The 23501-nt window shown below is 73.9% G+C and carries 25 protein-coding genes; 16 read left to right on the top strand and 9 right to left on the bottom strand.

The window, feature by feature from the left end:
• The first annotated feature begins 86 nt into the window (after positions 1 to 86).
• The gene (locus A3CO_RS0109815) at positions 87 to 509 is read left to right on the top strand and encodes a hypothetical protein (protein ID WP_026204451.1); all 423 of its coding nucleotides are present in this window, start codon (positions 87 to 89) and stop codon (positions 507 to 509) included.
• Between the two features lie 3 nt (positions 510 to 512).
• Here the strand turns inward: A3CO_RS0109815 and A3CO_RS0109810 are convergent, their stop codons facing one another.
• Genes A3CO_RS0109810 through A3CO_RS0109800 form a run of 3 tightly spaced genes read right to left on the bottom strand, consistent with a single transcriptional unit; the run spans position 513 to position 2961 of the window.
• Positions 513 to 1355: an SDR family NAD(P)-dependent oxidoreductase gene (locus A3CO_RS0109810; protein WP_026204450.1), complete on the bottom strand. Its 843-nt coding sequence runs from the start codon at positions 1353 to 1355 to the stop codon at positions 513 to 515.
• 26 nt (positions 1356 to 1381) lie between these two features.
• Positions 1382 to 1768 (bottom strand): nuclear transport factor 2 family protein, encoded by a 387-nt coding sequence (locus tag A3CO_RS0109805; RefSeq protein ID WP_018332072.1) that lies wholly within the window; start codon positions 1766 to 1768, stop codon positions 1382 to 1384.
• Positions 1765 to 2961, bottom strand: coding sequence for a cytochrome P450 (locus A3CO_RS0109800; protein ID WP_018332071.1), 1197 nt, complete (start codon positions 2959 to 2961; stop codon positions 1765 to 1767). The genes A3CO_RS0109805 and A3CO_RS0109800 overlap by 4 nt, the downstream gene beginning before the upstream one ends.
• A 140-nt stretch (positions 2962 to 3101) precedes the next feature.
• Here A3CO_RS0109800 and A3CO_RS0109795 point away from each other — a divergent pair, with 140 nt between their 5' ends.
• From A3CO_RS0109795 to A3CO_RS0109780, 4 genes are all read left to right on the top strand, one after another.
• A complete protein-coding gene (locus A3CO_RS0109795) occupies positions 3102 to 4295 on the top strand; it encodes a cytochrome P450 (RefSeq protein WP_018332070.1) in 1194 nt (397 codons plus the stop codon).
• Positions 4292 to 4519 (top strand): ferredoxin, encoded by a 228-nt coding sequence (locus A3CO_RS0109790; protein ID WP_157647333.1) that lies wholly within the window; start codon positions 4292 to 4294, stop codon positions 4517 to 4519. The genes A3CO_RS0109795 and A3CO_RS0109790 overlap by 4 nt, the downstream gene beginning before the upstream one ends.
• An 18-nt stretch (positions 4520 to 4537) precedes the next feature.
• Positions 4538 to 5284 carry an SDR family oxidoreductase gene (locus A3CO_RS0109785; protein ID WP_018332068.1) on the top strand — a complete coding sequence of 249 codons (747 nt, stop codon included), beginning with the start codon at positions 4538 to 4540 and terminating at the stop codon, positions 5282 to 5284.
• A gap of 100 nt (positions 5285 to 5384) precedes the next feature.
• Positions 5385 to 6713: an MFS transporter gene (locus A3CO_RS0109780; RefSeq protein WP_018332067.1), complete on the top strand. Its 1329-nt coding sequence runs from the start codon at positions 5385 to 5387 to the stop codon at positions 6711 to 6713.
• Positions 6714 to 6818: 105 nt separating this feature from the next.
• Here the strand turns inward: A3CO_RS0109780 and A3CO_RS31215 are convergent, their stop codons facing one another.
• Positions 6819 to 7886 carry an amidohydrolase family protein gene (locus tag A3CO_RS31215; protein WP_051085904.1) on the bottom strand — a complete coding sequence of 356 codons (1068 nt, stop codon included), beginning with the start codon at positions 7884 to 7886 and terminating at the stop codon, positions 6819 to 6821.
• A complete protein-coding gene (locus tag A3CO_RS0109770; RefSeq protein WP_018332065.1) occupies positions 7879 to 9231 on the bottom strand; it encodes a metal-dependent hydrolase family protein in 1353 nt (450 codons plus the stop codon). The genes A3CO_RS31215 and A3CO_RS0109770 overlap by 8 nt, the downstream gene beginning before the upstream one ends.
• A 151-nt stretch (positions 9232 to 9382) precedes the next feature.
• Between A3CO_RS0109770 and A3CO_RS0109765 the strand changes: the two genes are divergently transcribed.
• Together A3CO_RS0109765 and A3CO_RS0109760 are read left to right on the top strand one after the other, a co-directional pair.
• A complete protein-coding gene (locus tag A3CO_RS0109765; RefSeq protein ID WP_018332064.1) occupies positions 9383 to 10135 on the top strand; it encodes an SDR family NAD(P)-dependent oxidoreductase in 753 nt (250 codons plus the stop codon).
• A 21-nt stretch (positions 10136 to 10156) separates the two neighbouring features.
• Positions 10157 to 11029 (top strand): TrmB family transcriptional regulator, encoded by an 873-nt coding sequence (locus tag A3CO_RS0109760; protein ID WP_169510933.1) that lies wholly within the window; start codon positions 10157 to 10159, stop codon positions 11027 to 11029.
• A gap of 3 nt (positions 11030 to 11032) precedes the next feature.
• Here the strand turns inward: A3CO_RS0109760 and A3CO_RS0109755 are convergent, their stop codons facing one another.
• Genes A3CO_RS0109755 through A3CO_RS0109745 form a run of 3 tightly spaced genes read right to left on the bottom strand, consistent with a single transcriptional unit; the run spans position 11033 to position 13225 of the window.
• A complete protein-coding gene (locus tag A3CO_RS0109755) occupies positions 11033 to 11791 on the bottom strand; it encodes an SDR family NAD(P)-dependent oxidoreductase (protein WP_245561473.1) in 759 nt (252 codons plus the stop codon).
• A gap of 2 nt (positions 11792 to 11793) precedes the next feature.
• Positions 11794 to 12543 (bottom strand): sugar phosphate isomerase/epimerase family protein, encoded by a 750-nt coding sequence (locus tag A3CO_RS31210; protein ID WP_018332061.1) that lies wholly within the window; start codon positions 12541 to 12543, stop codon positions 11794 to 11796.
• A complete protein-coding gene (locus A3CO_RS0109745) occupies positions 12536 to 13225 on the bottom strand; it encodes a ThuA domain-containing protein (RefSeq protein ID WP_018332060.1) in 690 nt (229 codons plus the stop codon). Before A3CO_RS0109745 ends, A3CO_RS31210 begins: the two co-directional genes overlap by 8 nt.
• A 111-nt stretch (positions 13226 to 13336) precedes the next feature.
• Between A3CO_RS0109745 and A3CO_RS0109740 the strand changes: the two genes are divergently transcribed.
• Positions 13337 to 13939 carry a helix-turn-helix domain-containing protein gene (locus tag A3CO_RS0109740; protein ID WP_018332059.1) on the top strand — a complete coding sequence of 201 codons (603 nt, stop codon included), beginning with the start codon at positions 13337 to 13339 and terminating at the stop codon, positions 13937 to 13939.
• On the opposite strand, the gene A3CO_RS0109735 is transcribed toward A3CO_RS0109740, so the two are convergent.
• On the bottom strand, positions 13874 to 14812 hold the full coding sequence (locus tag A3CO_RS0109735) for a LysR family transcriptional regulator (RefSeq protein ID WP_026204448.1): 939 nt from the start codon (positions 14810 to 14812) through the stop codon (positions 13874 to 13876). The genes A3CO_RS0109740 and A3CO_RS0109735 overlap by 66 nt on opposite strands.
• Before the next feature lie 129 nt (positions 14813 to 14941).
• Between A3CO_RS0109735 and A3CO_RS0109730 the strand changes: the two genes are divergently transcribed.
• From A3CO_RS0109730 to A3CO_RS0109695, 8 genes are all read left to right on the top strand, one after another.
• Positions 14942 to 15814 (top strand): FAD binding domain-containing protein, encoded by an 873-nt coding sequence (locus A3CO_RS0109730; RefSeq protein WP_018332057.1) that lies wholly within the window; start codon positions 14942 to 14944, stop codon positions 15812 to 15814.
• A gap of 5 nt (positions 15815 to 15819) precedes the next feature.
• Complete coding sequence (locus A3CO_RS0109725; RefSeq protein WP_018332056.1) at positions 15820 to 16338, top strand: (2Fe-2S)-binding protein; 519 nt, start codon at positions 15820 to 15822, stop codon at positions 16336 to 16338.
• A gap of 44 nt (positions 16339 to 16382) precedes the next feature.
• A complete protein-coding gene (locus A3CO_RS0109720; protein WP_018332055.1) occupies positions 16383 to 18818 on the top strand; it encodes an aerobic carbon-monoxide dehydrogenase large subunit in 2436 nt (811 codons plus the stop codon).
• On the top strand, positions 18815 to 19498 hold the full coding sequence (locus A3CO_RS0109715; RefSeq protein ID WP_018332054.1) for an XdhC family protein: 684 nt from the start codon (positions 18815 to 18817) through the stop codon (positions 19496 to 19498). The genes A3CO_RS0109720 and A3CO_RS0109715 overlap by 4 nt, the downstream gene beginning before the upstream one ends.
• Positions 19499 to 19531: 33 nt before the next feature.
• Complete coding sequence (locus A3CO_RS0109710) at positions 19532 to 19843, top strand: TfoX/Sxy family protein (RefSeq protein WP_018332053.1); 312 nt, start codon at positions 19532 to 19534, stop codon at positions 19841 to 19843.
• Between the two features lie 195 nt (positions 19844 to 20038).
• Positions 20039 to 21064, top strand: coding sequence for a metallophosphoesterase (locus A3CO_RS0109705; RefSeq protein WP_018332052.1), 1026 nt, complete (start codon positions 20039 to 20041; stop codon positions 21062 to 21064).
• Between the two features lie 28 nt (positions 21065 to 21092).
• Positions 21093 to 22373 (top strand): alkaline phosphatase family protein, encoded by a 1281-nt coding sequence (locus A3CO_RS0109700; protein ID WP_018332051.1) that lies wholly within the window; start codon positions 21093 to 21095, stop codon positions 22371 to 22373.
• The gene (locus tag A3CO_RS0109695) at positions 22370 to 23425 is read left to right on the top strand and encodes an alkaline phosphatase family protein (RefSeq protein ID WP_018332050.1); all 1056 of its coding nucleotides are present in this window, start codon (positions 22370 to 22372) and stop codon (positions 23423 to 23425) included. The genes A3CO_RS0109700 and A3CO_RS0109695 overlap by 4 nt, the downstream gene beginning before the upstream one ends.
• Positions 23426 to 23501 lie beyond the last annotated feature (76 nt).

Here is a 23501-nt window from a genome sequence, read left to right as displayed (position 1 = left end):
ACGATCGAGTGGTGTCGATGACGAATCGATAACGGACGGCCAGGGCACCCCGACTGCACGGTCATCGGATCGAGGTCGGGGGCCACATGGGTCGGCACCAGGTGCAGGGCGCGACGGCGCACCGGGCGCGCCTCTCGCTCGGGGCGACCGCGCTCGCCGGGCTGATCGGCAGTGCGACCTCCGCGCTCGTGGTCCCCGCGGCCGCGCCGGTCGTCGTCCCGCTCGCCCGGCCTGCCGCCGCGGTCACGGCGGCGGGCCCGGCCGTCGCACCGGTCGCGATCACCGGGACGTCGAGCAGCACACGGCCGGTCACCGGGAAGCAGCCCACGACCACGACGCGGGCCACCGCCACGGCGACGGGCGCGAGCACCGCCTGCGACCTCTCCGGCCCGCCCGTGTTCGGCGACCCGGCCCACCCGGACGAGATCACCAACCGCGACTGCGGCTACGTCGACGGGCAGGGCAGGCAGCGCTCCCACGATGCCTGGATCGACGACCAGCTCCGCTGAGGCCTACTTCGCCCCCTGCCCGGCGTCCACGCGCAGGATGTGCCCGGTGATCTGGTCGGCGTTGTCGGAGGCGAGGAAGAGGACGGCGTCGGTGATGTCCGAGACCTCCGTGCGCCACTTCGGACCGGGCATGTTGCCGGCGGCGGAGAACATCTCGTAGGCGTCGTCGGGCGTCATGCCGACCTCGCCGGCCAGGCCCAGCACCATGCCCGAGCCCTGTCCCTCGCCCGGCTTGATCGTCGCCGGGGCGATCGCGTTGACGTTGATGTCGAACTCCGCGAGCTCGAACGCCCAGGCGGAGGTCAGTCCCTGGATGGCGTGCTTCGCGGCGACGTAGTGCGAGAGCTGGGCGTGGCCGGAGCCGGTGACGCCGGACGAGATGTTGATGATCTTGCCGCTGCGGTGCCCGATCATGCTGGGCACCACGTACTTCGCGACGTACATGTGCCCCTTGACGATCGTGTCGATCACGGCGTCCATCACGTGCGAGCGCATGCCCTGGATCGTGTCGAGCGCGGCGACCCCGGCGTTGTTCACCACGATGTCGATGCGGTGGTCGAAGAAGCCGAGCGCCTTCGCGACGGCGGCCTCGACCTGGGCCTCGTCGCGCAGGTCGCAGGGCAGCGGCAGGCAGCGGCGGCCCTTCGCCTCGACGGCGGCGACGGTCGCCTCGAGCATGTCGGCGGTCGCCAGCGGATAGATGTCGTCGATGGGGTCGGTGATGTCGAGGGCGGCGACGTCCGCGCCCGCGTCCGCGAACGCCAGGGCGTGGCTGAGCCCCTGGCCCTTCGCGGCCCCGGTGATCAGGACGGTCTTGCCTTCGAGTCCACGCAGCATCGCGGGCATCGGTTCCTCCTCGGTGGTCGGGTGGATCAGCTGCTGAAGGCCTCGGCGAGGCGGGCGCGCCACTCGCCGAGGTCGACGTAGTCGCGGAACGCGGTGATGCGATCGGCCGTGGGGTCGAGCTCGACGACGGCCGTGCACGCGACCGCGTACTCGCGCCCGTCGATGACGAAGCGGTCGACCCGTTCCAGGAAGCACCGTTCGGGGGCGTACGCCGCCGTCACGATCTCCCAGCGCACCTGACTCGAGCGGGCCAGGATCGGCGCGAGCAGGTCGCGGACACCCGCGGGCCCGACGACGGGTGGGTGCGGCACGTTCGCGTAGGGCGCCCCGTCGGCGAAACAGGATCCGGCCGCGTCCGCGTCGCGCGCCTCGACCGCCGTGAGGAACCGGGTGAGCGCGGCCGGGACGCTCACGGGCCGAGGAGCACGGGGTAGGACGCGAAGTGGTCCCGCGCGGAGTGCGGGTCCCGTCGCGCCGGGTGCTCCGGGTCAGGCCGCGCCCCGGCGGCGAGCAGGGCCTCGAGCATCAGCGTGACGGTGCCCAGGACCTGGGAGCCGTTCTCCGCGGCGCTCACGGGCACCCCGCCGGCCAGCTCCGTGCCGATGCACGCGTGCATGCCGCCGCCGAAGGCGTGACCCCACCGCGGGACCTCGGCGGGGACGACCCGGGTCGGGTCGTACTCCTCGGGGCGGTCGAACACGGTCGCGTCCCGGTTCGCGGCGGCGATGTCGAGGACGACCACGGCGCCCTCGGGGACCTCGGTGCCGTTGCGCAGGGCGATCGGCGCCTCGGCCCGGCGCTGGGCGACGGGGCTCGCGGGGTGCAGGCGCAACGTCTCGTACACGCAGGCCTGCAGCAGGGCGGGATCCCGCGTGGACCGCGTGGCGGCGTCGGGCTCCCGCGCCGACCAGGCGAACCAGTCGTCGGCCGCGTGGCTGAAGGCGTCGGCGGTGCTGTGCGAGCCGGCCTGCAGGTAGAAGGCGCACTCGCGACGGATCGCGTCGTCGGAGATACCGAGCTCGTCGCGGTGGCGCAGCAGGGCGGTGAGGACGTCGCGGGGGAGGGCCGACTCCTCGATCTCTCCGGCCGCGAGCCGCGTGAGCAGGTCGGTGCGGCGGGCGATCGAGGGCTGCAGGAAGACCCGGTCGAACTCGTCGAGGGCGGCCGCCACCTCGGCCCGCACCTCGCCCGGGTCGCGCGTGGTGTGGACGAGCGTGGCGCCCTCGGAGAACTTCTTCGCCAGCCGGTACAGCGCGTCGGTCTCGGCGTCGGAGCCGGTGGGCCGGTCGACGCCGGCGACCATCGCCGTCAGGGTCATGATCGTTCGGTAGCCGAGCTCGATGAGGTCGGCGCGACCCGTCGTCGTGAAGGGGCGCAGGGTGTCGACGACGACGTCGCGCAGGAACTCCCGTTCCCAGTGTCGGAAGGTGCCTCGTCGGAACAGCCGGTTCTCCACCCGCCGGCGCACCCGGTGCTCCGCGCCGTGCAGGACGAGCAGGCAGTCAGCCATCACCACGCCGCCCGCGTCGTAGAGGGCCTGCGCGAGCTCGTGGCGGCGGAACGCGTCGCGGACGTCGGCGTAGCGGTCGAGGGTGATCGTCGACATGGACACGTCGCTCCGTCGCTTCCGGCTGGGTCGGCGTTCCGACATTAACGACGGCGGCGTCGGCCGTGAAGGGATGCAGGCTCATTGCGGCGTCAGTCCGCTGACGACTAGCGTCGCGGCACCCGGAACGAGGAGGGACGATGACCGTCACCGTCGGGTCCTTCGCCGACGCGAAGGACGTCTACCGCAGCCGGTATCTGCGGCAGTCCCTCTACGACGAGGGCGAGGTGGTGATGGCCGACGTCCTCGTGAACCTGCACGGCACCGAGCACCGCGATCGCCGCCGGGTGGAGAACCGGCTGTTCCGGCGCGACGTCTTCGAGCGCTACGAGCGCGAGCTGTTCCCGGGCATCGTCGGGCGGACGCTCTCACCGCACGTGCGGGCCGGCGGGGTCGACCTGGTGCACCTCGGGCACGAGCTGATGCTCAACCTGGCCGCACTGACCGCGGGGGTGGACCGGCCGGAGGGCACGGCGGCCGAGACCGACCGGTTGCACGCGTACATGCTGCGCTTCATCCAGGGCGCCACCCTGGCCCACGGGACGGGGGACCGGGAGGCGACCGTCGCGGCGGTCGCGCAGGCCCTCGAGAATTGGGACGCCGAGTTCCTGGCGCCGTCGATCGAGCGGCGCCGGGAGCTGCTCGCGGCCGAGGCGGCGGGCGAGGCCGTCGAGGTGCCCGCGGACGTTCTCACCACGCTCCTGCGTCACGGCGAAGAACTCGGGCTGCCCCGGCACGTCGTGCGCCGGGAGGTCGCGTTCTTCCTCCTCGCGGGCGGGCACACGAGTGCGACCGCGTTCGTGCGGACCGTCGACCACCTGCTCACGTGGTTCGAGCACCATCCCGACCAGGCGGACCGGTGGGACGACCCGCTGTTCGTGCAGCGGTGCGTCCACGAGACGGTGCGGCTCAACCCGTCCAGCCCGGTCGGGCGCCGACGGGCCCTCGCGCCGGTGCGGCTGCGGTCGGGCGTCGAGATCGCTACGGGCGACACCGTCGTCATCGACCTGCACGCGGTGAACCGCGACGAGTCCGTCTTCGGGCCGGACGCCGCGCGCTTCGACCCCGACCGCGTCACCCCGCCGGGCGTGGGCCCCTTCGGGCTGAGCTTCGCCGCCGGGATGCACGTGTGCATCGGCCAGGACCTCGCGGCGGGCGTCGTGGCCCGCCCCGACACCGACCCGTCGTCGCACCTCACGGGGCTCGTGACCGGCGCCGTCCAGCAGCTCTTCGCGGCCGGCGTCGGGCGGGATCCGCAGCGGCCGCCGGAGCCGGACGCGGCCACCGCACGTCCGTACTGGGGGACCTATCCCGTGCTGCTGGGGGCGTCGTGACGAGCGCCCGGGTGGTGGTCGACGCCGACGTCTGCATCAGCTCGGGGCGGTGCGTCGCCGAGCGCCCCGACGTCCTCCGCTTCGACGCCGACGAGCTCGCCGAGGTGGTCCCCGGGGCGCCCGACCTGCCGACGGACACGGCCGTCGCCCTGGCGCGGGGATGTCCGTCCGGCGCGATCACGCTCCTGGACACCGGGACCGGCGCGGAGATCGACGTCGACTGACCTCGCCGGGAGGCGGACATGGACCTGGGGCTGCACGGACGGCGGGTCGCGGTGGCGGCCGGGACGGCGGGACTGGGACGGGCGTGTGCGGCGGCGCTGCGGGCCGAGGGGGCGCGGGTGCTGCTCTGCGGCTCGGACGAGGGCCGGGCCCGGGCGGCCGCGGCCGAGCTGGACACGGAGTGGACGGTCGCCGACCTGACCGTCCCGGAGGCCGCGGCCGGGTTCGTCGCCGAGGCGACCGAGCGCCTCGGCGGGCTCGACGTCCTCGTCGTCAACGGACCGGGGCCGCGCCCGGGCCGGGTCGCCGACACGGCGCTCGACGACTACCGCGAGGCACTGGACCGCAGCCTGCTCGCCGTCGTCGCGATGTGTCAGGCGGCGGTCCCGACGATGACCGCGCAGCGGTGGGGCCGCATCGTCGCGATCACGTCGTTGGGCGTGCGACAGCCCTATCCGACCCTCGCCCTGTCGAACACCGCCCGCGCCGGGGCGACGGGCTTCCTGCGGACCCTCGCCCGTGAGGTCGCCGCACGGGGCGTCACCGTGAACTCGGTGCTGCCGGGGCTGCACGACACCGACCGCGTCCGCGGCGTCTACGCCGACCCGGACGCGTTGGCCACGGCGCTCGCCGGGGTCCCGGCCGGTCGTCTGGGGACACCCGAGGAGTGCGCCGCGCTCGTGGCCTTCCTCTGCTCGGAGGCCGCCGGTTTCGTCACCGGCGCCGCCGTGCCCGTGGACGGCGGGGCCTACGCCGGCCTGCTCTGAACGGCTTCACGTGGTCTTGACGTGAACGTCGTCAGGTTCCTAACGTCTAGTGCGCGGTGAGGCTCCCTCCCGCCCGACGACGTCGTCTCCGGGAGGCCCGATGTCCGCGCTCCACCCCACCCCCTCACCGGACGTGGCGGCCGAGAACCCGGAGACCCGTCGGGCCGTGCGGCGCCTGCTGCTCGGCGGGGTCATCGGCTCGCTCGTCGAGTTCTACGAGTTCTCCGTCTACGCGGTACTCGCGACCACGCTCGCGGCGGTGTTCTTCCCCGCGGTCGACCCCACGACGGGCCTGCTCTCGGCCCTCGCCGTGTTCGCGGTGGCCTTCTTCGCCCGGCCCCTCGGCGGCTTCGTGTGGGGCGCGGTCGGCGACCGCATCGGCCGTCGCGGCACGCTCGCCCTCACCGTGCTGCTCATGTCGGTGGCGACGACGCTGATGGGTCTCCTGCCGGGCTACGCCGCGATCGGGGTCGCCGCGCCGGTCCTGCTCGTCCTGCTCCGCTTCGTGCAGGGCGTCTCGGCGGGCGGGGAGATCTCGGGGGCCGTCTCCTTCGTCGCGGAGCACGCGCCGACCCACCGGCGGGGCCTCTTCGTCGGGATGATCTCGGTCGGCTCGGTGGTGGGGACGCTGCTCGGCAGCCTGCTGCCCGGGATCCTGCTGCTGACGCTCTCCACCGAGGCCATGCTGTCGTGGGGCTGGCGCATCCCGCTCCTGGTCGCGCTCCCGCTCGGGCTCATCGGGCTGTTCATCCGCCGTCGCCTCGACGAGACGCCGTTCTTCCTCGCCCTGCGCGAGGAGTCCGCCCAGGCCGCCAACCCGGTCCGCGCCGCGGTGACCGGCCGCTCGGCCCGGCGCCTGCTGGTCGTTGCGTTCTGCCTGGTCGCGGTCAACGCCTCGTCGTTCTACATGATCGTCGGCTATCTCCCGAGCTTCGCGACGAAAGCCCTGAAGCTGTCCGGGCTGGAGGCCTTCGCGCCGTCCCTGATCGCCCTCGCCGCGTGCCTCGTCGCCGAGGTCGTCGGCGCGTGGCTCTCCGATCGGGTCGGCCGGAAGCCCGTGCTGCTGACCAGCGGGCTCGGGCTGCTCCTGCTGGCCTACCCGAGCTTCCTGCTCATCACGTCGGGCACCTTCGGCCTCATCGCCTGCGGTCTCGTGCTGTTCGGGCTGCTCGCCGGCGCCTACGCGGCGGTGATCAACGCGGCGCTCACCGAGCAGTTCCCGACGAAGGTCCGCGTCAGCGGCCACGGCATCACCTACAACCTGTCGGTCGCCCTCTTCGGCGGCTCCGCGCCCTACCTGCTGACCTGGCTCGGCGGCGTCACCGGCAGCACGATGGTCGGCGCCTTCTACGTGATCGTGCTCGCCCTGGTCTCGCTGCCGGCCGTGCTCGCGCTGCGCGAGACGGCCGGGCGTCCGCTCCGTTCCTGACGGCGGGCCGGCGCGGTGTCGCTCCTCGAGGTCCGCCGGCCTCCAGAGCTGCGCCATGTACGTCTCGCGCAGGATGCCGGGCCGCGCCCCAGCACGAGGTCTACATCAGGCAGGTCCAGCGGCCTTCGGGGCTGCGCCACGTGAACCTCGCACCGGAGACGGCGGGCACGGGGCCCCGTCGTCAGACAGGCGCAGCAACCGCTCCGCGTTCGCGGTGAGCTGCTGCGCCCATGGGCCGGACGGGGTGTCGTCGGCGTCGGAGTCCCAGCCCGCAAAGTTGGTGCCGAACACGAGGCGCTGGGGGGATGCCCGCTCACACAGCAACGACAGCGAGCCCTCGTCGTGCACGTGCACGTCGAACCACAGGCGCCGGAAGTAGTGGTCGAACCCGTGCTCGCGCAGCGCCGCCGAGGCCCACGGCCGCTTCCGGACCGCCCGCGCGAAGCGGCCCGCGAGGAACGCCGCCGCGCCGCCGCCGTGGGAGAGGCACACGTCGAGCTCCGGGTGCCGTTCGAGCACGCCGCCGAAGACCAGCGCGGCCACGGCGAGCGTCTCGTCGTAGGCGAACCCGCACTGCAGGTCGAGGTCGAAGCGCCGCAGCCGTGGGTCGGCGGGCGGGCCGTCGGGGCCGATCGGCGACGGGTGCACGAACAACGGCACGTCCAGCGCGACGACCGCCTCGTACAGCGGGTCCAGCGTCGGGTCGTCCAGCGTCCGTCCGGCCGGGTCGGTGTCGACGTACACGGCCACCATCCCCAGGTCCCGCACCGCCCGCCGCGCCTCGGCCACGGCGGCGGACACGTCCTGCACCGGCACCTGCGCCGCCGCCAGCAGCCGCGACGGGTGCTTGGCCACGACCGCGGCGAGCCCGTCGTTGTACTGCCGCGCGAAGGCCACGGCGTCGGCCACCGGCAGGTCGCCGAAGTAGGTCAGGGGGTTGGGGGAGAGCAGCTGACGCCCGATCCCCGCCTCGTCCATGGCGGCGAGCCGCACGTCGACGTCCATGAACGGGCTGCCGGCGTAGCGGACGCCGCGGAGCACGTAGTCGCCCACCCGGTAGAAGGGCGTGCCGTCGTCGAGCGTCCCGAGCTCGGGGCCCGCCGCTCCCGCCGCCCCCTCCGAGGCGGCGAGCACGGCGTGGGCGTGGACGTCGAGCACCGAGCCGTCAGACATGCGAGAGCCGCTCGAGGTCGTCCTCGGTGAGGGCGAGCGAGCGGGTGAGCGGGCACGCGGCGAGGAAGCGGACCTGGTCGGACGCGCGCTGCTTCCGCTCGGGGATCGGGGTCACGAGATCGATGCGGCGACCGTCCTTGATCACCTCGACGATCCGCTCTCGGTCCTGCAGCACCCGGACGTCGGCCAGCGGGTCCCCGTCGACGACGAGCACGTCGGCGATCCGTCCGACCTCGAGCGTCCCGAGCTCGCCCTCGGCGCGCATGGCGAAGGCGCCATTGCGGGTGGCGGCGACGATGGCCTCCATCGGCGTCATGCCCATGTACTCGACGAACATCTCGAGCTCCCGGGCGTGCCACTCGCCGACCGGTGTCACCGCGAAGCCGGTCTCGGAGCCCGCGAGGAACGGGACGCCCGCCGCGTGGGCCTTTGCCAGCTGCTTCGCGGTCACCTCGATCTCGGCGCGGAACACGTCGAGCAGCTCCGGCGCGGTGCCGATCTTCGCGCCGTAGTCGGCGAGGTTCCCGAGCAGGGTGAACGTGGGGCACAGCGCGCTCCCCGCCTCGACGACGGCCTCGAGCGCCTCGTCGTCGACGTAGGAGGCGTGGTAGATCAGGTCGACGCCGGCGCGGGCCGCGTCGCGGGTCGAGTCGGAGTTGCGGCAGTGGGCGACGACCTTGGTGTTGAGCTCGTGCGCGGTGTCGCAGACGGTGCGCAGCTCGTCGATGTTCCAGACCTTGACCTCCGGCCCCTTCATCGAGGGGATGAGGCCCGTGACCATGATCTTGATCCAGTCGACGCCGTACTTAATCTGCCGACGGATCTCGTTGACCATCACGTCCCGCCCGGTCACCACCGTGGCGTAGCCGGTCCGTCCCTCGTCGGCGATCATGCGGCCCGCGGTCCCGCCGAGCATCGTCATGAGGGCCTGCCCGCCCGCGCGCATCCGCGGTCCCTCGACGATGCCGGACTCGATCGCGTCCCGGAGCTCCACGCCGATGTTCCACAGGCAGTCCGCGTCGAGCACGCTGGTGACGCCGGCCCGCAGGACCTTCCGGGCGTTGTAGGCCGAGAGCATGGAGCTGTAGGCCTCGGTGCGGTGGTGGAACAGCTCGTCGTTGCCGGTCGGCTCGCCGAAGGTGAGGTGCGTGTGCGCGTCGATGAGGCCCGGCATGACGGTGCGGCCGGTCGCGTCCACGATCTCCGTCGCGGCGTCCGCCCCGGCGCCGGCCGCAGCGCCCAGGGCCGCCACCCGCCCGTCGCGGAGGAGCACGTCCTCGCCGGCCCGTGCGGGTGACCCGGTCCCGTCGACCAGGGTGCCGCCCCGGATGAGGATGCTCGTCATGGTGCCTCCCGCGTCGTGCTCCGTCTGACGACTACCGCCCGTCGGGGCGCGCGTCCCCTGCACCATAGACGTGGAGACCGACGCTCACTAGCGTCGTTACCCCGACCACGACGCATGACGACGAGAGGGGCCATCCGTGACGAGGTGGGCCGTGATCACCGGTGCGGGCAGCGGGATCGGGGCGGTGCTCGCGCGGCACGCGGCCAAGGAGGGCTACCGCGTGGCGGCCTGGGACGTCGACGAGGCCGCGGTGCGGTCGGTCGCGGCGGCGATCGGGGACGTCTGCGTCCCCTCCCGCGTGGACGTGACCGACGACGACGCCGTCACGGCGGCGATCGCGGACCTGCCCGAGGCCCCGGCCCTCGTCGTCAACAACGCCGGCGTGGTGCGGTTCGGGCCGCTGCTGGAGCTGTCGGCGCAGGACTGGCGCACCGCCCTCGACGTGAACCTCACCGGCACCTTCCTCGTCGCCCGCGCGGCCGCCGCCCGGATGATCGCCGAGGGGCTCGGGGGAGCGGTCGTGAACATCTCCTCGATCAACGGGCTCGCGGCGGCCCCCGGCGCGGGCGCGTACACCGCGTCCAAGGCCGGCGTGGTGATGCTGACCGAGCACATGGCCCTGGAGTGGGGCGCCCATCGCGTGCGCGTGAACACCGTGGCGCCGGGCCTCATCGACGCCGGGATGTCCGACGCGATCTACGCCGACTCGGAGGTGCGGCGGCTGCGCTCCGGCCGCGTCCCCCTCGGCCGCCTGGGCACGGCCCAGGACGTGGCGGAGACCGTGCTGTTCCTCGGCTCCGACCGGGCCGCCTACATCACCGGCCAGACCCTGGCGGTGGACGGTGGCATCACCCGTGGCGCGCTCAACGCGATGCCGCGGGCGCGCGCCCAGATCGACGAGTAGCGACCTGGGACGATGGGCGCCATGTCGCAGCAGAGCGTCATCGACGAACTCGGCCGCCTCGGGATGTCGGGGTACGAGGCGAAGGCCTACGTCGCGCTGGTCGCCGCCGGGACGCCGTTGAACGGCTACGAGGTGGCGAAGCGCTCGGGCGTCCCGCGCAGCACGGTGTACGAGACGCTGGGCAAGCTGGTGGCCCGCGGCGCGGCGTACGAGGTGCGGGCGGGGGAGGCCGGCGTCGGCTACCTGTCGCTGCCGCCGACGGCCCTGCTCGACCGGATGCGCCGCGAGTTCGACGCCTCGATGGACGCCCTCTCCGACGCGCTCCCGCAGATCGCCGCGCCGACGCAGGTGCGCATCGTCCACAACCTCACCGACCGCGAGTCGCTGCTCGACCGCGCCGAGGACGTCGTCGCCGCGGCCCGCGACGACCTGTTCCTCTCCGGCTGGCCGAGCGAGATCGCCCCGCTCAAGCCGTCGGCCCGGCGGGCGGAGGCCGAGGGTGTCGACGTGTCCGTGGTGAGTTTCGGCGACGACGACGAGCCCGTCGGACGCACGACGACGCACCGCTACTCGAGCCCCGAGGTCGTGCTGGAGAACCTCGGGTGCCGCCTGCTGGTGGTGGCCGCGGACCGGGAGCAGGCCGTGATCGGTGGCGTGGTCGGCGACGACGCCTGGGGCGTGTTCACCGACGACCCGGCCGTCGTGCTCGTGGCCGTCGAGTACGTCCGCCACGACATCGCGATGCACCTGATCGCGGACAAGCTCGCGCCCGACGACTTCGACCACTTCTGGGAGAACGAGCCCGCCCTGCGCCGACTGCGCGACGACCACGGCATCCCGGCCGCGCTGCTGCGGCTCGGGTCGGCGCGCCCCGCCCGACGACGCCGCCGGTAGCACTCAGGCCTGCGTCACCCCGAGCCCGAGCCCGCCGTCCACGGTGAGCACGTTGCCGGTGACCCACTCCGCGGTGAGGAGGTACTCGACGGCCTCGGCGACCTCCACCACGGTGCCGGGGCGGCCGAGCGCGTGCGCCGGGCCGAGCGACTCCATCCGCTCGGCGGCCGTCGCGTCGTCGAAGAGTCCGGCGCGCTGGTTGATCTCGGTGAGCACCCCGCCGGGGCGCACGCAGCTGACGCGCACGCCCTGCGGGCCGAGCTCGGCGGCGAGCACGCCCGTGAGCGTCTCCAGCGCGCCCTTGGTCGCCGCGTAGGGCGAGGCGCCGGGGAAGGCCCGCTGGGTGTGGACCGACCCGAAGAACACGACGGCCCCCCGAGCCGCGACCAGATCGGGCAGGGCGAGCCCGGTGAGCAGCATCGGGGCGATGGTGTTCGAGGCGAACACGTCGTGCAGGCCCTCCGCGGTGAGCTCCGCCAGCGGCCCGCGGTACATGTTGCCGGCGGCGTGCACCACCGCGCCGATCCCGTCGCCGTGCTGCCGCGCGGCCGTCACCACGGCCTGCCGGTCGGCCTCGACGGTCACGTCCCCGACGACGCCGTGCGCGCCGGTCCGCGCCGCCACGGCCTCGACGCGTTCCCGGCGACGGCCGGTGAGGGTCACGCGGGCCCCGAGCGCCGTCAGGCGCTCCACCACGCCCTCGCCGATGCCCGAGCCCCCGCCCGTGACCAGCACGGACATCCCCTGGATCGGACGTGCCACCCTCAGCTCCTCCCGGTCAGGACCGCCTGCGCGGCCGTCTGCAGCGTGACCGCCCGCTCGCGCGGCGCGACGGACAGCAGGGCATCCGACTGGACCTCGACCGCGAGCGGCAGCGCCGCGGGGAGCGCGGCGACGAAGCGCGCCAGGTCGAGGTCACCGTGCCCCGGCGGGACGCGGTCGTGCCGCGCCTCCAGCGCGAGATCCCGTCCCGGCGACAGGCCGCGCGCGTCGGTCAGCTGCGCGTACCCGACCACGGCCGGGTCCACCGGAGCGCCGAGGTCGTCCCCGGCGCGGCACAGGTGGAGCGGGTCGAGGAGCACCTGCGCGCCCGCCGCGCGGGCCACCCGCTCGGCGTCCGCCCGTCGTCGCAGCCCCGTGAACGCCATGGACTCGAGGGCGACCGCCGTGCCCGAGCCGTGCAGCAGGCCCACGAGCTCGGCGACCTGGTCCACCGCGCGCGCCTTGTCGTCGTGGTCGGCGACGCTGAGCAGGAAGCGCGCGCCGAGCTCGGCCGCGACGTCCACGAGCGCCCGGTGGTGGTCGGTGAGCGGGCCCGCGCCGAGGCGGACGACCTCGACGTCGAGCAGGCCGAGCCCCGTCGCCGCGAGGGCCTTCCCGACGGCGCGTGCCTCGCGCCGCGGGTCGGCCAGACGGACCCCGGCCAGCCCGTAGTGCGCCTCCGCCGCACAGGTCACGACCTCGGGCGGCGCCAGGTCGAGCACGCTCCCGGCGCTCAGCGACAGGTCATGCACGGCTCGTCCAGGCGATCGCGCGCCGCACGATCGCGGCGTGCTCCGGCACCTCGTACGAGGGCGCGTGGTGCCCGAGCGCGTCGTAGACCACCCGGGCCGCACCGTGCTCCCTGGCCCAGAGCAGCGGCATGACGCGGCCGTCGTCGTCGGGCTGGGGAGCCTGCAGCAGCGGGGTGACGGACCGGCGGAACTCGAGGTCGCCGTACACCTCGTCGACGATCGTGAAGCGTCCGATGCCGGTGACGATCTCGTGCTCCCCGCACACCTCGACGTCGACGGGCGGTCCGAGGGGCGGATGTTGCGAGCGGCCCCAGACCCAGCGGGCGCCGAGCGCGTCGGCCCAGGCCGGCCAGTCGTCGAAGCAGATCGGGGCGGTGTGCATCGCGAGCACACCGCCCCCGGCGGCGAGGTGGGCGTCGAACGCGGCGCGGGCCTCCGACGACGGGCTCGCCCCCTGGGCGTCCGCCTGCGCGCGGTACCGCTCGGGGACCTCCGGGCCGGTCATCGTCCACCGCAGTGCGTTCACGACGAGGAGCGCGGCGCCCGGCAGCGCCCCCAGGGCTGCGTCCACGTCGGTGTGCACGTCGGCGTTCAGACCGACGGAGTCGAGCTCCGCGAGGAGGCAGGAGGTGGTCGCGGGGAAGTCGTGCGTCAACCCACCGGAGAGCACCACCGCGTGCATGACCCACTCCCGTCGTCAGGACCATGACGACTATAGGGGGAGCATCGACCCGTGGGATCGGGTCCTTCGACCCTGGGGCCACGGCGATCACCCGACCACGCTGTCGCGATCATGACGCGCCGGCTCGCCACCGCCTCGGCCGTGCTCCAGGCCCTGCGGCTGGTGCAGGAGCACGACGACGGGATCAGCGCGGCCGAGCTCGGGGCGGCGCTCGGACGCAGTGCTGCCACGGCCCGGTACCTGCTGAACAGCCTCCAGGCCGAGGGTTTCGCCGTGCGCGGGGCGCGGGGTCGGTGGCGACCGACCACGCCCGTCGTCGGGAACCCGTACGCGGCGGTCGTGGCCGACCTGCACCGGCTGACCCGCCGGAGTGCGGTTGCGTGGCGGGGCACCGACGGCGGGGTGGAGGTCCTCGCGGCACGGTCCCACCAGGGACTGGCCCGCTTCCCGTGCGACGCCGCGGACTGCGGGCTGGCCGCGCGGACGGCGGTCCTGACGCCGGGCCGGCTCCTCGTCCACGAGCACGGCGCCCGAGTGGTGGTGGGGCTCGGGGCGCGGGCGCCAGGCACCGCCGTAGGGATCGTCGCTCCGCCGCGGCTCTGGCGCGAGGAGCACGACCGCGTGCTGGACGCGTTGACCACCGCGGTGTCAGGACCAGATGCCGACGTGCACCGGTGGGCGGTAGCGGGAGGACCGCACGCCGGTGCCGGGTGAGCGCATCACGGTGAGCGCGTCGGCGGAGCCGAGATAGCGCAGCAGGTGGCTCGCGGCACCCGACGGCCGGCGGGGCACGGTGAGCGACCAGGCGCCGCACAGGGGTGTGGCGGCGGTGGGGACCTCGCGCAGGTCGCCGCGGCGGATCTGCCCGAGCACGAGGTGCGCGGTCCCGATCGACACCCCGGCGCCCGTCACGGCCGCCTCCCACGCGGCGGCGCGGTGCGGGTGCACCCGGACCCGGGTGGTGGGCACGCCGAGCCGGCGTAGCACCGCGTGCGTGGTGGACCCCCCGTCGGTGGCGGAGGGGTCGACGTGCCAGGTCCAGGTCGACGGGCGGCCGGGCACGCGCAGGGCGGGCGCGGCGACCACCACCTCGCGGGTGCGCAGCAGCGGCTCGTCACGCAGGCCGTGGCGGTCGCCGTCGGTCACGGGGCAGAAGGCCGCGTCGACGAGTCGGTCTCGGACGAGGGGGGCGAGGTCGGCCGCGCGGGCGACGCGGACGTCGGTCTCGAACGCGGAGCCGCGGCGGCTGCGGAACGCCTCGAGCAGCGGGACGACGACGGCCTCGGCCAGGTCCGCCGTCGTCACCACCCGCAGGGTCTCGGGCGCACCCGCCGCCCGTCGCACCGCGGCCTCCGCCTCGGCTCCGAGCGCGACCATGGTGCTCGCCACGTCGAAGAGCCGGGCGCCGCCGGCGGTGAGCTCCATCGCGCCGTCGACGCGGGCGAGCAGCGGGTCGCCGAAGTGCTCCCGCAGGACCCGGAGGGTCTGCGACACGGCCGAGTCCGAGACCCCGAGCGCCACCGCCGCGGCGTGGACGGACCCGAGCCGGGCCACCGTGACGAACGTCCGGAACTGGGTCAGCGTCACGGTCACAGCGTCCGGCCGACGGCGCCCCGCCGGTCAGGGCCGAGTTGAGCGAAACCTTCAGGACCTCTGGCCCGCGTCCGCGCCCCGTCGCACCCTGCGTTCCCCAGACACCGAGCCCGGGGAGGACGGATGCAGGTCCCAGCCAGCTTCGCCTACGAGCGGGCGAGCAGCGTGCGCGATGCGCTCGACCTGCTCCGCCGCCACGGCCCCGATGCCCGGCCGATCGCGGGCGGCCACAGCCTGCTGCCCATGATGAAGCTCCGGCTGGCCGAGCCGACCGTGCTCGTCGACCTGGGTGGGCTCGCCGAGCTGGCCGGGGTCGCGATCGAGGGCACGAACATCCGGTTCGGCGCGATGACCCGCCACGCCGACGTGCTCGCCTCACCGGTGGTCGCCGAGCACCTGCCGATCCTCGTCGACGCCGAGCGGGTGATCGCCGACCCCCTCGTCCGCAACCGCGGCACCGTCGGCGGGTCGCTGTGCCAGGCCGACCCCTCCGAGGACCTCTCGGCCGCCTTCTCCGCGCTCCGGGCCTCGGTGGTGATCTCCGGGACCAACGGCGACCGGGTCGTCGCGGTCCGGGACTTCCACCGCGGTCCGTACGAGACCGCGGTGGCCCACGACGAGCTGGTCACCGACGTCCTCGTCCCCATCCGGCCGCGGACCGGGAGCGCGTACGCGAAGGTCGAGCGCCGGGCCGGGGACTGGGCCGTCGCAGCGGCCGGTGCCGTGCTCACGCTGGACGGCGACCGGATCGCCGACGCCGGGATCGGGCTCGCCGCCGTCGGCGCCACGCACTTCGTGGCGGTCGAGGCGGAGGAGTCGCTGCGCGGCGCCCCCGCCACGCCGGCCTCCTTCACGACGGCGGGTGCGCTCGCCGCCGAGCACGTGCGTCCCGTCGCCGACCAGCGGGGGCCGGTCGACTACAAGCGCCATCTCGTCGAGGTCCTCGTCACCCGCACCCTGACCCGAGCCGCCGCGCGCGCCCGAGGAGAGGCCTGATCACCGTGGAGATCACCGTCGTCGTCAACGGACGACCTCACACGCGCGACGTCGAACCGCGCCTGCTGCTGACCCACTTCCTGCGCGACGAGCTGAGCCTCACCGGGACGCACTGGGGGTGCGACACGACGACCTGCGGGGCGTGCACGGTGCGGCTCGACGGGGTGCCGGTCAAGTCGTGCACGGTGCTCGCGGTCATGGCGGACGGGGCACGGGTCGACACCGTGGAGGGCCTGGCGACCGGCTGGGGCGAGGGTGACCTCGACCCGGTCCAGCAGGGCTTCATGACCTGTCACGGGCTCCAGTGCGGCTTCTGCACACCGGGGATGCTGATGACGTCGCGGGCGCTGCTCGACCAGGACCCCGACCCCTCCCCGGAGACGATCCGCGAGGCGATCTCGGGCCAGATCTGCCGGTGCACGGGCTACGAGAACATCGTCCGCTCGGTGCGATGGGCGGCCGAGGCGGAACAGGCCGCCCGCGCGACGGCCGCGTCCACCGAGGCGAGCGGGGTGTCGTCGTGAGTGCGGGTTTGGAGGGAGACGCAGCGCAGCGGAGCTCGACCCGTATGGAGGGCGTGCGGCCGCCCGAGGAGTGGATCCGGGCCGCCGCCGAGACCCCGCGGGGCTACGGGGCGATGAAGCGCAAGGAGGACGCGCGATTCGTCCGGGGCCGCGGGCGGTACGTCGACGACGTCGTCCTGCCCGGGATGCTGCACGGCGCGGTGCTGCGCAGCCCGCTCGCCCACGCCCGGATCGTCGCGATCGACACGAGCGCCGCGGAGGCCCACCCCCGGGTCCGCGCGGTGATCACGGGGGAGACGCTGGCCGTGCTGGGTCTGGCGTGGATGCCGACGCTGATGCAGGACACGCAGGCGGTGCTCGCCACCGACAAGGTGCGCTTCCAGGGCCAGGAGGTCGCGTTCGTCGTCGCCGACGACCACTACGCCGCCCGCGACGCCCTCGACCTCATCGACGTCGAGTACGAGCCGCTGCCCCCGACGATCGACGCCCGGCGGGCCCTGGAGCCGGACGCGCCCGTGGTCCGGGACGACCAGGAGGGGCGCACCGACAACCACGTCTTCGACTGGTCCTCCGGCGACGCCGCCGCGACCGACGCGGTGTTCGCGGAGGCGGCGGCGCGCCCCGACCAGCAGGTGATCGGCGCGGACGTGCTCTACCCCCGGGTCCACCCGGCCCCGCTGGAGACGTGCGGCGCGGTGGCCGACATGGATCCGGTCACGGGCAAGCTCACGCTCTGGACGACCACGCAGGCCCCGCACGCCCACCGCACCATCTACGCGATGGTGGCGGGTCTGCCCGAGCACAAGATCCGGGTGGTGAGCCCGGACATCGGGGGCGGCTTCGGCAACAAGGTCGGCATCTACCCCGGGTACGTGTGCGCGATCGTCGCCTCGATCGTCACCGGCGTGCCGGTCAAGTGGATGGAGGACCGCTCCGAGAACCTCATGAGCACCTCCTTCGCCCGCGACTACCACATGCGCGGGGAGGTGGCGGTGACCGCGGACGGCCGGCTCCGGGCGGTCCGGGTGCACGTCCTCGCCGACCACGGGGCCTTCAACGCGACGGCGCAGCCCACCGCGTTCCCGGCCGGGTTCTTCGGGGTGTTCACGGGTTCCTACGACCTCGAGGCGGCCCACTGCGCGGTCACCGGGGTCTACACGCACAAGGCGCCGGGCGGCGTCGCCTACGCGTGCTCGTTCCGGATCACCGAGGCGGTCTACCTCATCGAGCGGCTGGTCGACGTCGTCGCGCACGACCTCGGCATGGACCCCGCCGAGCTGCGGCGCCGGAACCTGCTGCGACCCGACCAGTTCCCCTACCGATCGGCGACGGGCTGGGAGTACGACTCGGGGGACTACCCGCACACCCTGCAGGTCGCCCTGGAGAAGGCCGGGTACGACGAGCTGCGGCGCGAGCAGGCCGAGCTGTGGCGGCGGCACGCGGCGGGGGAGGACGTACCGCTGCGAGGGATCGGGCTGAGCTTCTTCACCGAGGCCGTCGGCGCCGGGCCGCGCCGGACGATGGACATCCTCGGGCTCGGGATGGCCGACGGCGCCGAGCTCCGCGTGCATCCCACCGGCAAGGCGGTCCTGCGCGTGAGCTGCCAGAGCCAGGGGCAGGGCCACGAGACGACGTTCGCGCAGGTGGTCGCAGCCGAGCTCGGCATCTCGCCCGACGACGTCGAGGTGGTGCACGGCGATACCGACCAGACCCCGTTCGGGCTCGGGACCTACGGCTCCCGGTCGACGCCGGTGTCCGGTGCGGCCACCGCGATCGTGGCGCGCAAGGTGCGCGAGCGGGCGAAGATCGTGGCCGCCGCGATGATGGAGGCGGAGCTCGAGGACCTGGAGTGGCGCCACGGCTCCTGGGCGGTCCGCGGCGTCGAGGGCGCCTCGCGGACGCTCGCCGAGATCGCGCTGGCCGCGCACTCCGACCTCGAGCTCCCCGAGGGGGTGGAGGGCCACCTCGACGCGACGACGGTCTACAACCCGCCGAACCTCACCTACCCGTGCGGCGCCTACGTCTGCGTGGTCGACGTCGACCCGGGGACGGGCGAGGTCCACGTCCGGCGGTTCGTGGCCGTCGACGACTGTGGGGTGCGGATCAACCCGATGATCGTGGAGGGGCAGGTCCACGGCGGGCTCGCCGACGGCGTGGGCATGGCGCTCATGCAGTCGATCGCGTTCGACCTCGAGGGCAACTGCCTGGGCGGCTCCTTCATGGACTACCTGCTCCCGACGGCGCTGGAGTGCCCGTCCTGGGAGCTGGGGGAGACCGTCACCCCGTCCCCGCACCATCCGATCGGCGCCAAGGGCGTCGGTGAGTCGGCGACGGTGGGCTCGCCACCCGCCGTCGTGAACGCGGTGATCGACGCCCTCTCGCCCTACGGGGTGCGGCACGCGGACATGCCGCTGACCCCCGCCGCCGTGTGGCGGGCGATGCAGGGGCGGCCGCTGCGCACGGACCTGGCGATCTCGTGAGCACGCTGCTGGGTCGCGCAGAGGCCCTCCGGGAGGCGGGGACGCCGTTCGTGCTGGCGACGGTCGTCCGGGTGGAACGCCCCACCAGTGCCCGCCCGGGCGACCGCGCGCTGGTGCTCGGCGACGGCACGATCGACGGCTTCGTCGGTGGGCACTGCGCGGAGGGGAGCGTGCGCGCGGAGGGGCTGCGGGTGCTCGCCGAGCGCACGAGCACGGTGCTGCGGATCAGCCCGGAGGGCGACGACGGCGGCTGTCGCGGCAGTGTGGCGGTGAACCACTGCCCGTCGGGCGGGATGCTGGAGATCCTGCTCGAGGCCGTGGTGCCGGCGACGACCGTGGCGGTGCACGGGACGGGGCCGATCGCGGCCGCGCTCCGCCGTCTGGCGACGGCGCTCGACCACCGCGTGGTCGCCGTGGGCGAGGCGGCGGACGCGGTGGTGGTCGCCGCGCACGGGGACGACGAGACCCCGGTGCTCGAGGCCGCGCTGCGGGCCGGCGTCCCGTACGTGGGGCTGATCGCGAGCCGACGGCGCGGGGCGACCGTGCTCGCGGCGCTCGACGTCGACGAGGCGGACCGTGCACGCGTGCACACGCCGGCCGGGCTCGACATCGGCGCCGCCACCCCGAGCGAGGTGGCCCTCGCGGTGCTGGCGGAGGTGGTGGCGACCCGGGACCGGTGACGGGCGGGCCGGCCGGCGGCACACTCGGCCGGCATGAGCGACCTCGCCGCCCGCGTCCGGGACCTGCTCGACGTGCCGACCGTGGAGAAGCGGATGTTCGGGGGCGTGTCGTTCCTGGTCGACGACGCGATGCTGCTCAGCGTGCGGGGGAGCGGGGACCTGCTCGTGCGGGTCGACCCCGCGCGGTCGCCGGAGCTCGTCGACGGGCACGGCGCGTCCCGCACGACGATGGGGAGGCGCTCGATGGGCCCGAGCTGGCTCACCGTGCCCGCCGACCGCCTCGCCGACGACGAACAGCTGCGGTTCTGGCTCGACCTCGCGCTGGAGTACCACCGGAGCCGTTGACCCTTCCGTGGCCGTCGCACGGTGTGTTCTCGATCATCCGGCGGCGGCCAACCGGACATCGTGGGACGTTCACCCCGACGTCGTCGAGCGAGTCCGAGCAACGGTCATCGACGGACCATCTCCCGTTCATCGACCTTCCTTAGCGTGCTGCGCCGTCACTCGGACGAGTGACGACGACACCCAGGAGGCCGGTCGATGTCGACCCGACGATCCCTGCTGCTCGGCGCCCTCGTGGCGTCGGCGGTGACCCTCGCGAGCGGTGCCGCGGTCGCGGCACCACCCCCCGGGCCCGCGGGGAACGCGCCCTTCACCTTCGCCGTCATCGGCGACATCCCCTACGGCGCCGCGAAGATCGCGCGATTCCCGAAGGACGTCGACCAGATCAACGCCGACCCCGACGTGCAGTTCGTCGACCACCTCGGCGACATCAAGGACGGGTCCTCGGTCTGCAGCGACCAGTACTTCGCGCAGATCAAGGCGCAGTTCGACCGCTTCGCCGACCCGCTCGTCTACACCCCCGGCGACAACGAGTGGACCGACTGCCACCGCACCAACAACGGGGCCTACAACCCGCTGGAGCGCCTCGCCGCCGTCCGGAAGGTGTTCTTCCCGCAGCCGGGGAAGACCCTCGGGCAGAAGAGCGTGGGCGTGGCGGCCGACGGGCCCGAGTTCGTCGAGAACGTCTCCTACGAGCGCGCCGGGGTGGGCTTCGCCGCCCTGCACATGGTCGGCAGCAACGACGACCTCGCCCCGTGGACCGGCATCGGGAAGACCGCGCCGACGCCCGAGCAGGTCGCGGAGAACCAGCGCCGCACCGCCGACGTCCTGCGCCTGATCGACCGCACGTTCGACCAGGCGGCCGCGTCGAAGGAGAAGGCGGTCGCGCTGCTCATGCAGGCGGACATGTTCGACCCGACCGTCCCGAACCCGCAGCCGTCGGACTACTCGGCGTTCCGGCCGATCGTGCAGCGCATCGCCGACCGCAGCGCCGCCTTCGGCGGTCCCGTCTACCTGTTCAACGGCGACTCGCACGTCTACAACGCGGACCGTCCGCTCGCCCCCGGCTCGTCCTGGCTCGCGTTCTACGGCGCCCGTCCGGCCGCCAACCTGCAGCGCGTCACGGTCGACGGCTCCGGCAACGCCAACGACTACCTCAAGGTCGTCGTCCGCCCGTCCGACCCGGCCCCGCTGCAGTGGACGCGGGTGCCCTTCACCGGCTGACCGTCGACCCCCATCCCGGAGATCCCCCGTGTCCTCCCACCCCTCCCGCCGGACCGTGCTCGGCGCGGGCGTCGGCCTCGCCGCCGCGGCGGCGACGGCCGGCATCGCGTCCGCCGCTCCCCGCCCGGCCCCGCTGCCCGCCCCCGCCGCGTCCGGGATCGACCACATCGTCGTCCTGATGATGGAGAACCGGTCCTTCGACCACTTCCTCGGCTGGCTGCCCGGGGCGAACGGACGTCAGCAGGGCCTGACCTACACCGACCGCGCCGGCGTCCCGCACCGCACCTACCCGCTGCGCCCCGACTTCCAGGGCTGCTCCCACCCCGACCCCGACCACTCCTACGAGGGTGGCCGCTCCGAGCTCAACGGCGGCCGGTGCGACGGCTGGCTGCGCACGAGCACGAACGACACCTTCACCATCGGCTACTACACCGACGCCGACCTCCCGTTCTTCGGGCAGGCGGCCCGGGCGTGGACGGTGTGCGACAACTACTTCTCGGCGACGATGGCCGAGACCTACCCGAACCGCTTCTACCAGCACGCCGCGCAGACCGACCGGACCCACAACTCGACGGCGACCGCGACGATGCCGACGATCTGGGACCGGCTGGCCGCCGCGGGCCTGCAGGGCCGCTACTACTTCTCCGACGTGCCGTTCACGGCGCTGTGGGGCACGAAGTACCTCCCGATCAGCCGGCCCTTCCCCGAGTTCCTCGCCGCCTGCGCCGCCGGGACGCTCCCCGAGGTGTCCTTCGTCGACCCCCGCTTCACCGACGAGTCCAGCGGCTCCTCGGCGGACGACCACCCGCACGCCGACGTCCGCGCCGGGCAGTCGTTCCTGAACTCGGTGTACCAGGCCGTCACGAGCGGGCCGGCGTGGCCGCGCACGCTCTTCGTCGTCAACTACGACGAGTGGGGCGGCTTCTTCGACCACGTCGCCCCCGGGACGGCGCCCGACGCCCACCCCGACCAGGGTCTCGGCCTCCGGGGCTTCCGGGTGCCCAACCTCGTCGTCTCTCCCCGCGCGCGTCGGGGGCACGTCGCCCACGGCGTCTACGACCACACCTCGGTGCTCCGCGCCATCGAGTGGCGGTGGAACCTGCCGCCGCTCACCCCGCGCGACGCCGCCGCCAACAACATCGCCGAGGTCCTCGACTTCACCACCCCGCCGAACACCGCGGCGCCCCGGTTCGCCGTGCCCACGGTCGTCGGGACCCCCTGCCCTCCGAACACCCCGGGCGCCTCGCCCGAGGAGGAGTGGACCGCCGTGCGTGCCCTCGCCACCGCCAACGGATGGACCCTGCCATGACCCGGACCCGTCTCCTGACCCTCCTCGCGGCACTCGCGAGCCTGCTGACCCTGATCGCGGTCGCACCCACCGCCTCGGCCGCACCGGCCGCCCGCCACCACGTGTTCGTCGTCAACCTGGAGAACAAGGGCTTCGACGAGACGTGGGGACCGACTTCGCCCGCGCCCTACCTGAGCAAGGACCTCCGCAGCCGGGGCACACTGTTCACCCAGTACTTCGGCACCGCGCACAACAGCCTGCCGAACTACCTCGCCCAGATCTCCGGCCAGGGACCGAACCCGCAGACCCAGGCGGACTGCCAGGTCTTCAGCTCGTTCGTCGGTGCGGGCACCGTCCCGCCCGGTCAGGCGGTCGGGCAGGGATGCGTGTACCCGGCGACGGTGCCGACGCTGCCGCAGCAGATGACGGGCGCCGGGCTGCGGTGGAAGGGCTACATGGAGGACATGGGCACGCCGTGCCGGCACCCCGCGCCGAACACCCCCGACACCACGCAGAAGGCGAAGGTCGGCGACCAGTACGCCGCGCGACACAACCCCTTCGTCTACTTCGACGGCATCACCGACTGCGCCCGCAACGACGTCGACCTCTCCGCCCTGCGCGGTGACCTCGCGAGCGTCGCGACCACCCCCGACCTCTCCTACATCACCCCGAACCTGTGCGACGACGGGCACGACGCCCCGTGCGTCGACGGGCGTCCCGGCGGGCTCGTGTCGGCCGACGCGTGGCTGCGGACCTGGATTCCGGTGATCACGAATTCGCCGGCGTTCAAGCAGGACGGCGCCCTGGTCATCACCTTCGACGAGTCGGACGGTCCGAACTCCGACTCGACCGCGTGCTGCGGCGAGGGGCCCGGCCCGAACACGCCGCTGCCCGGCATCACCGGTCTCGGCGGCGGCCGCGTCGGGGCGCTCCTGCTCACCCCGCGCGGGCCCCGGAACGGCACCGACACCACCCCGGCGAACCACTACTCGCTGCTGGCCGCCCTCGAGGACCTCTGGGGCCTGCCCCGGCTGGGCTACGCCGCCGGAGCGCCCCGCCTGCCGGTGGTCTGACCGATCCGACCCCTCCGAACCGGGCGAACGGCACTGTCGCGGCATCGATGCTCGCGACAGTGCCGTTCGTTCGTGA

Origin of the sequence: Actinomycetospora chiangmaiensis DSM 45062 (assembly GCF_000379625.1) — a bacterium.
In the GTDB taxonomy this organism is placed as follows: Bacteria; Actinomycetota; Actinomycetes; order Mycobacteriales; family Pseudonocardiaceae; genus Actinomycetospora; species Actinomycetospora chiangmaiensis.
Note: the sequence above shows the minus strand (reverse complement) of the source record. Positions and strands in the feature narration are given on the sequence as shown.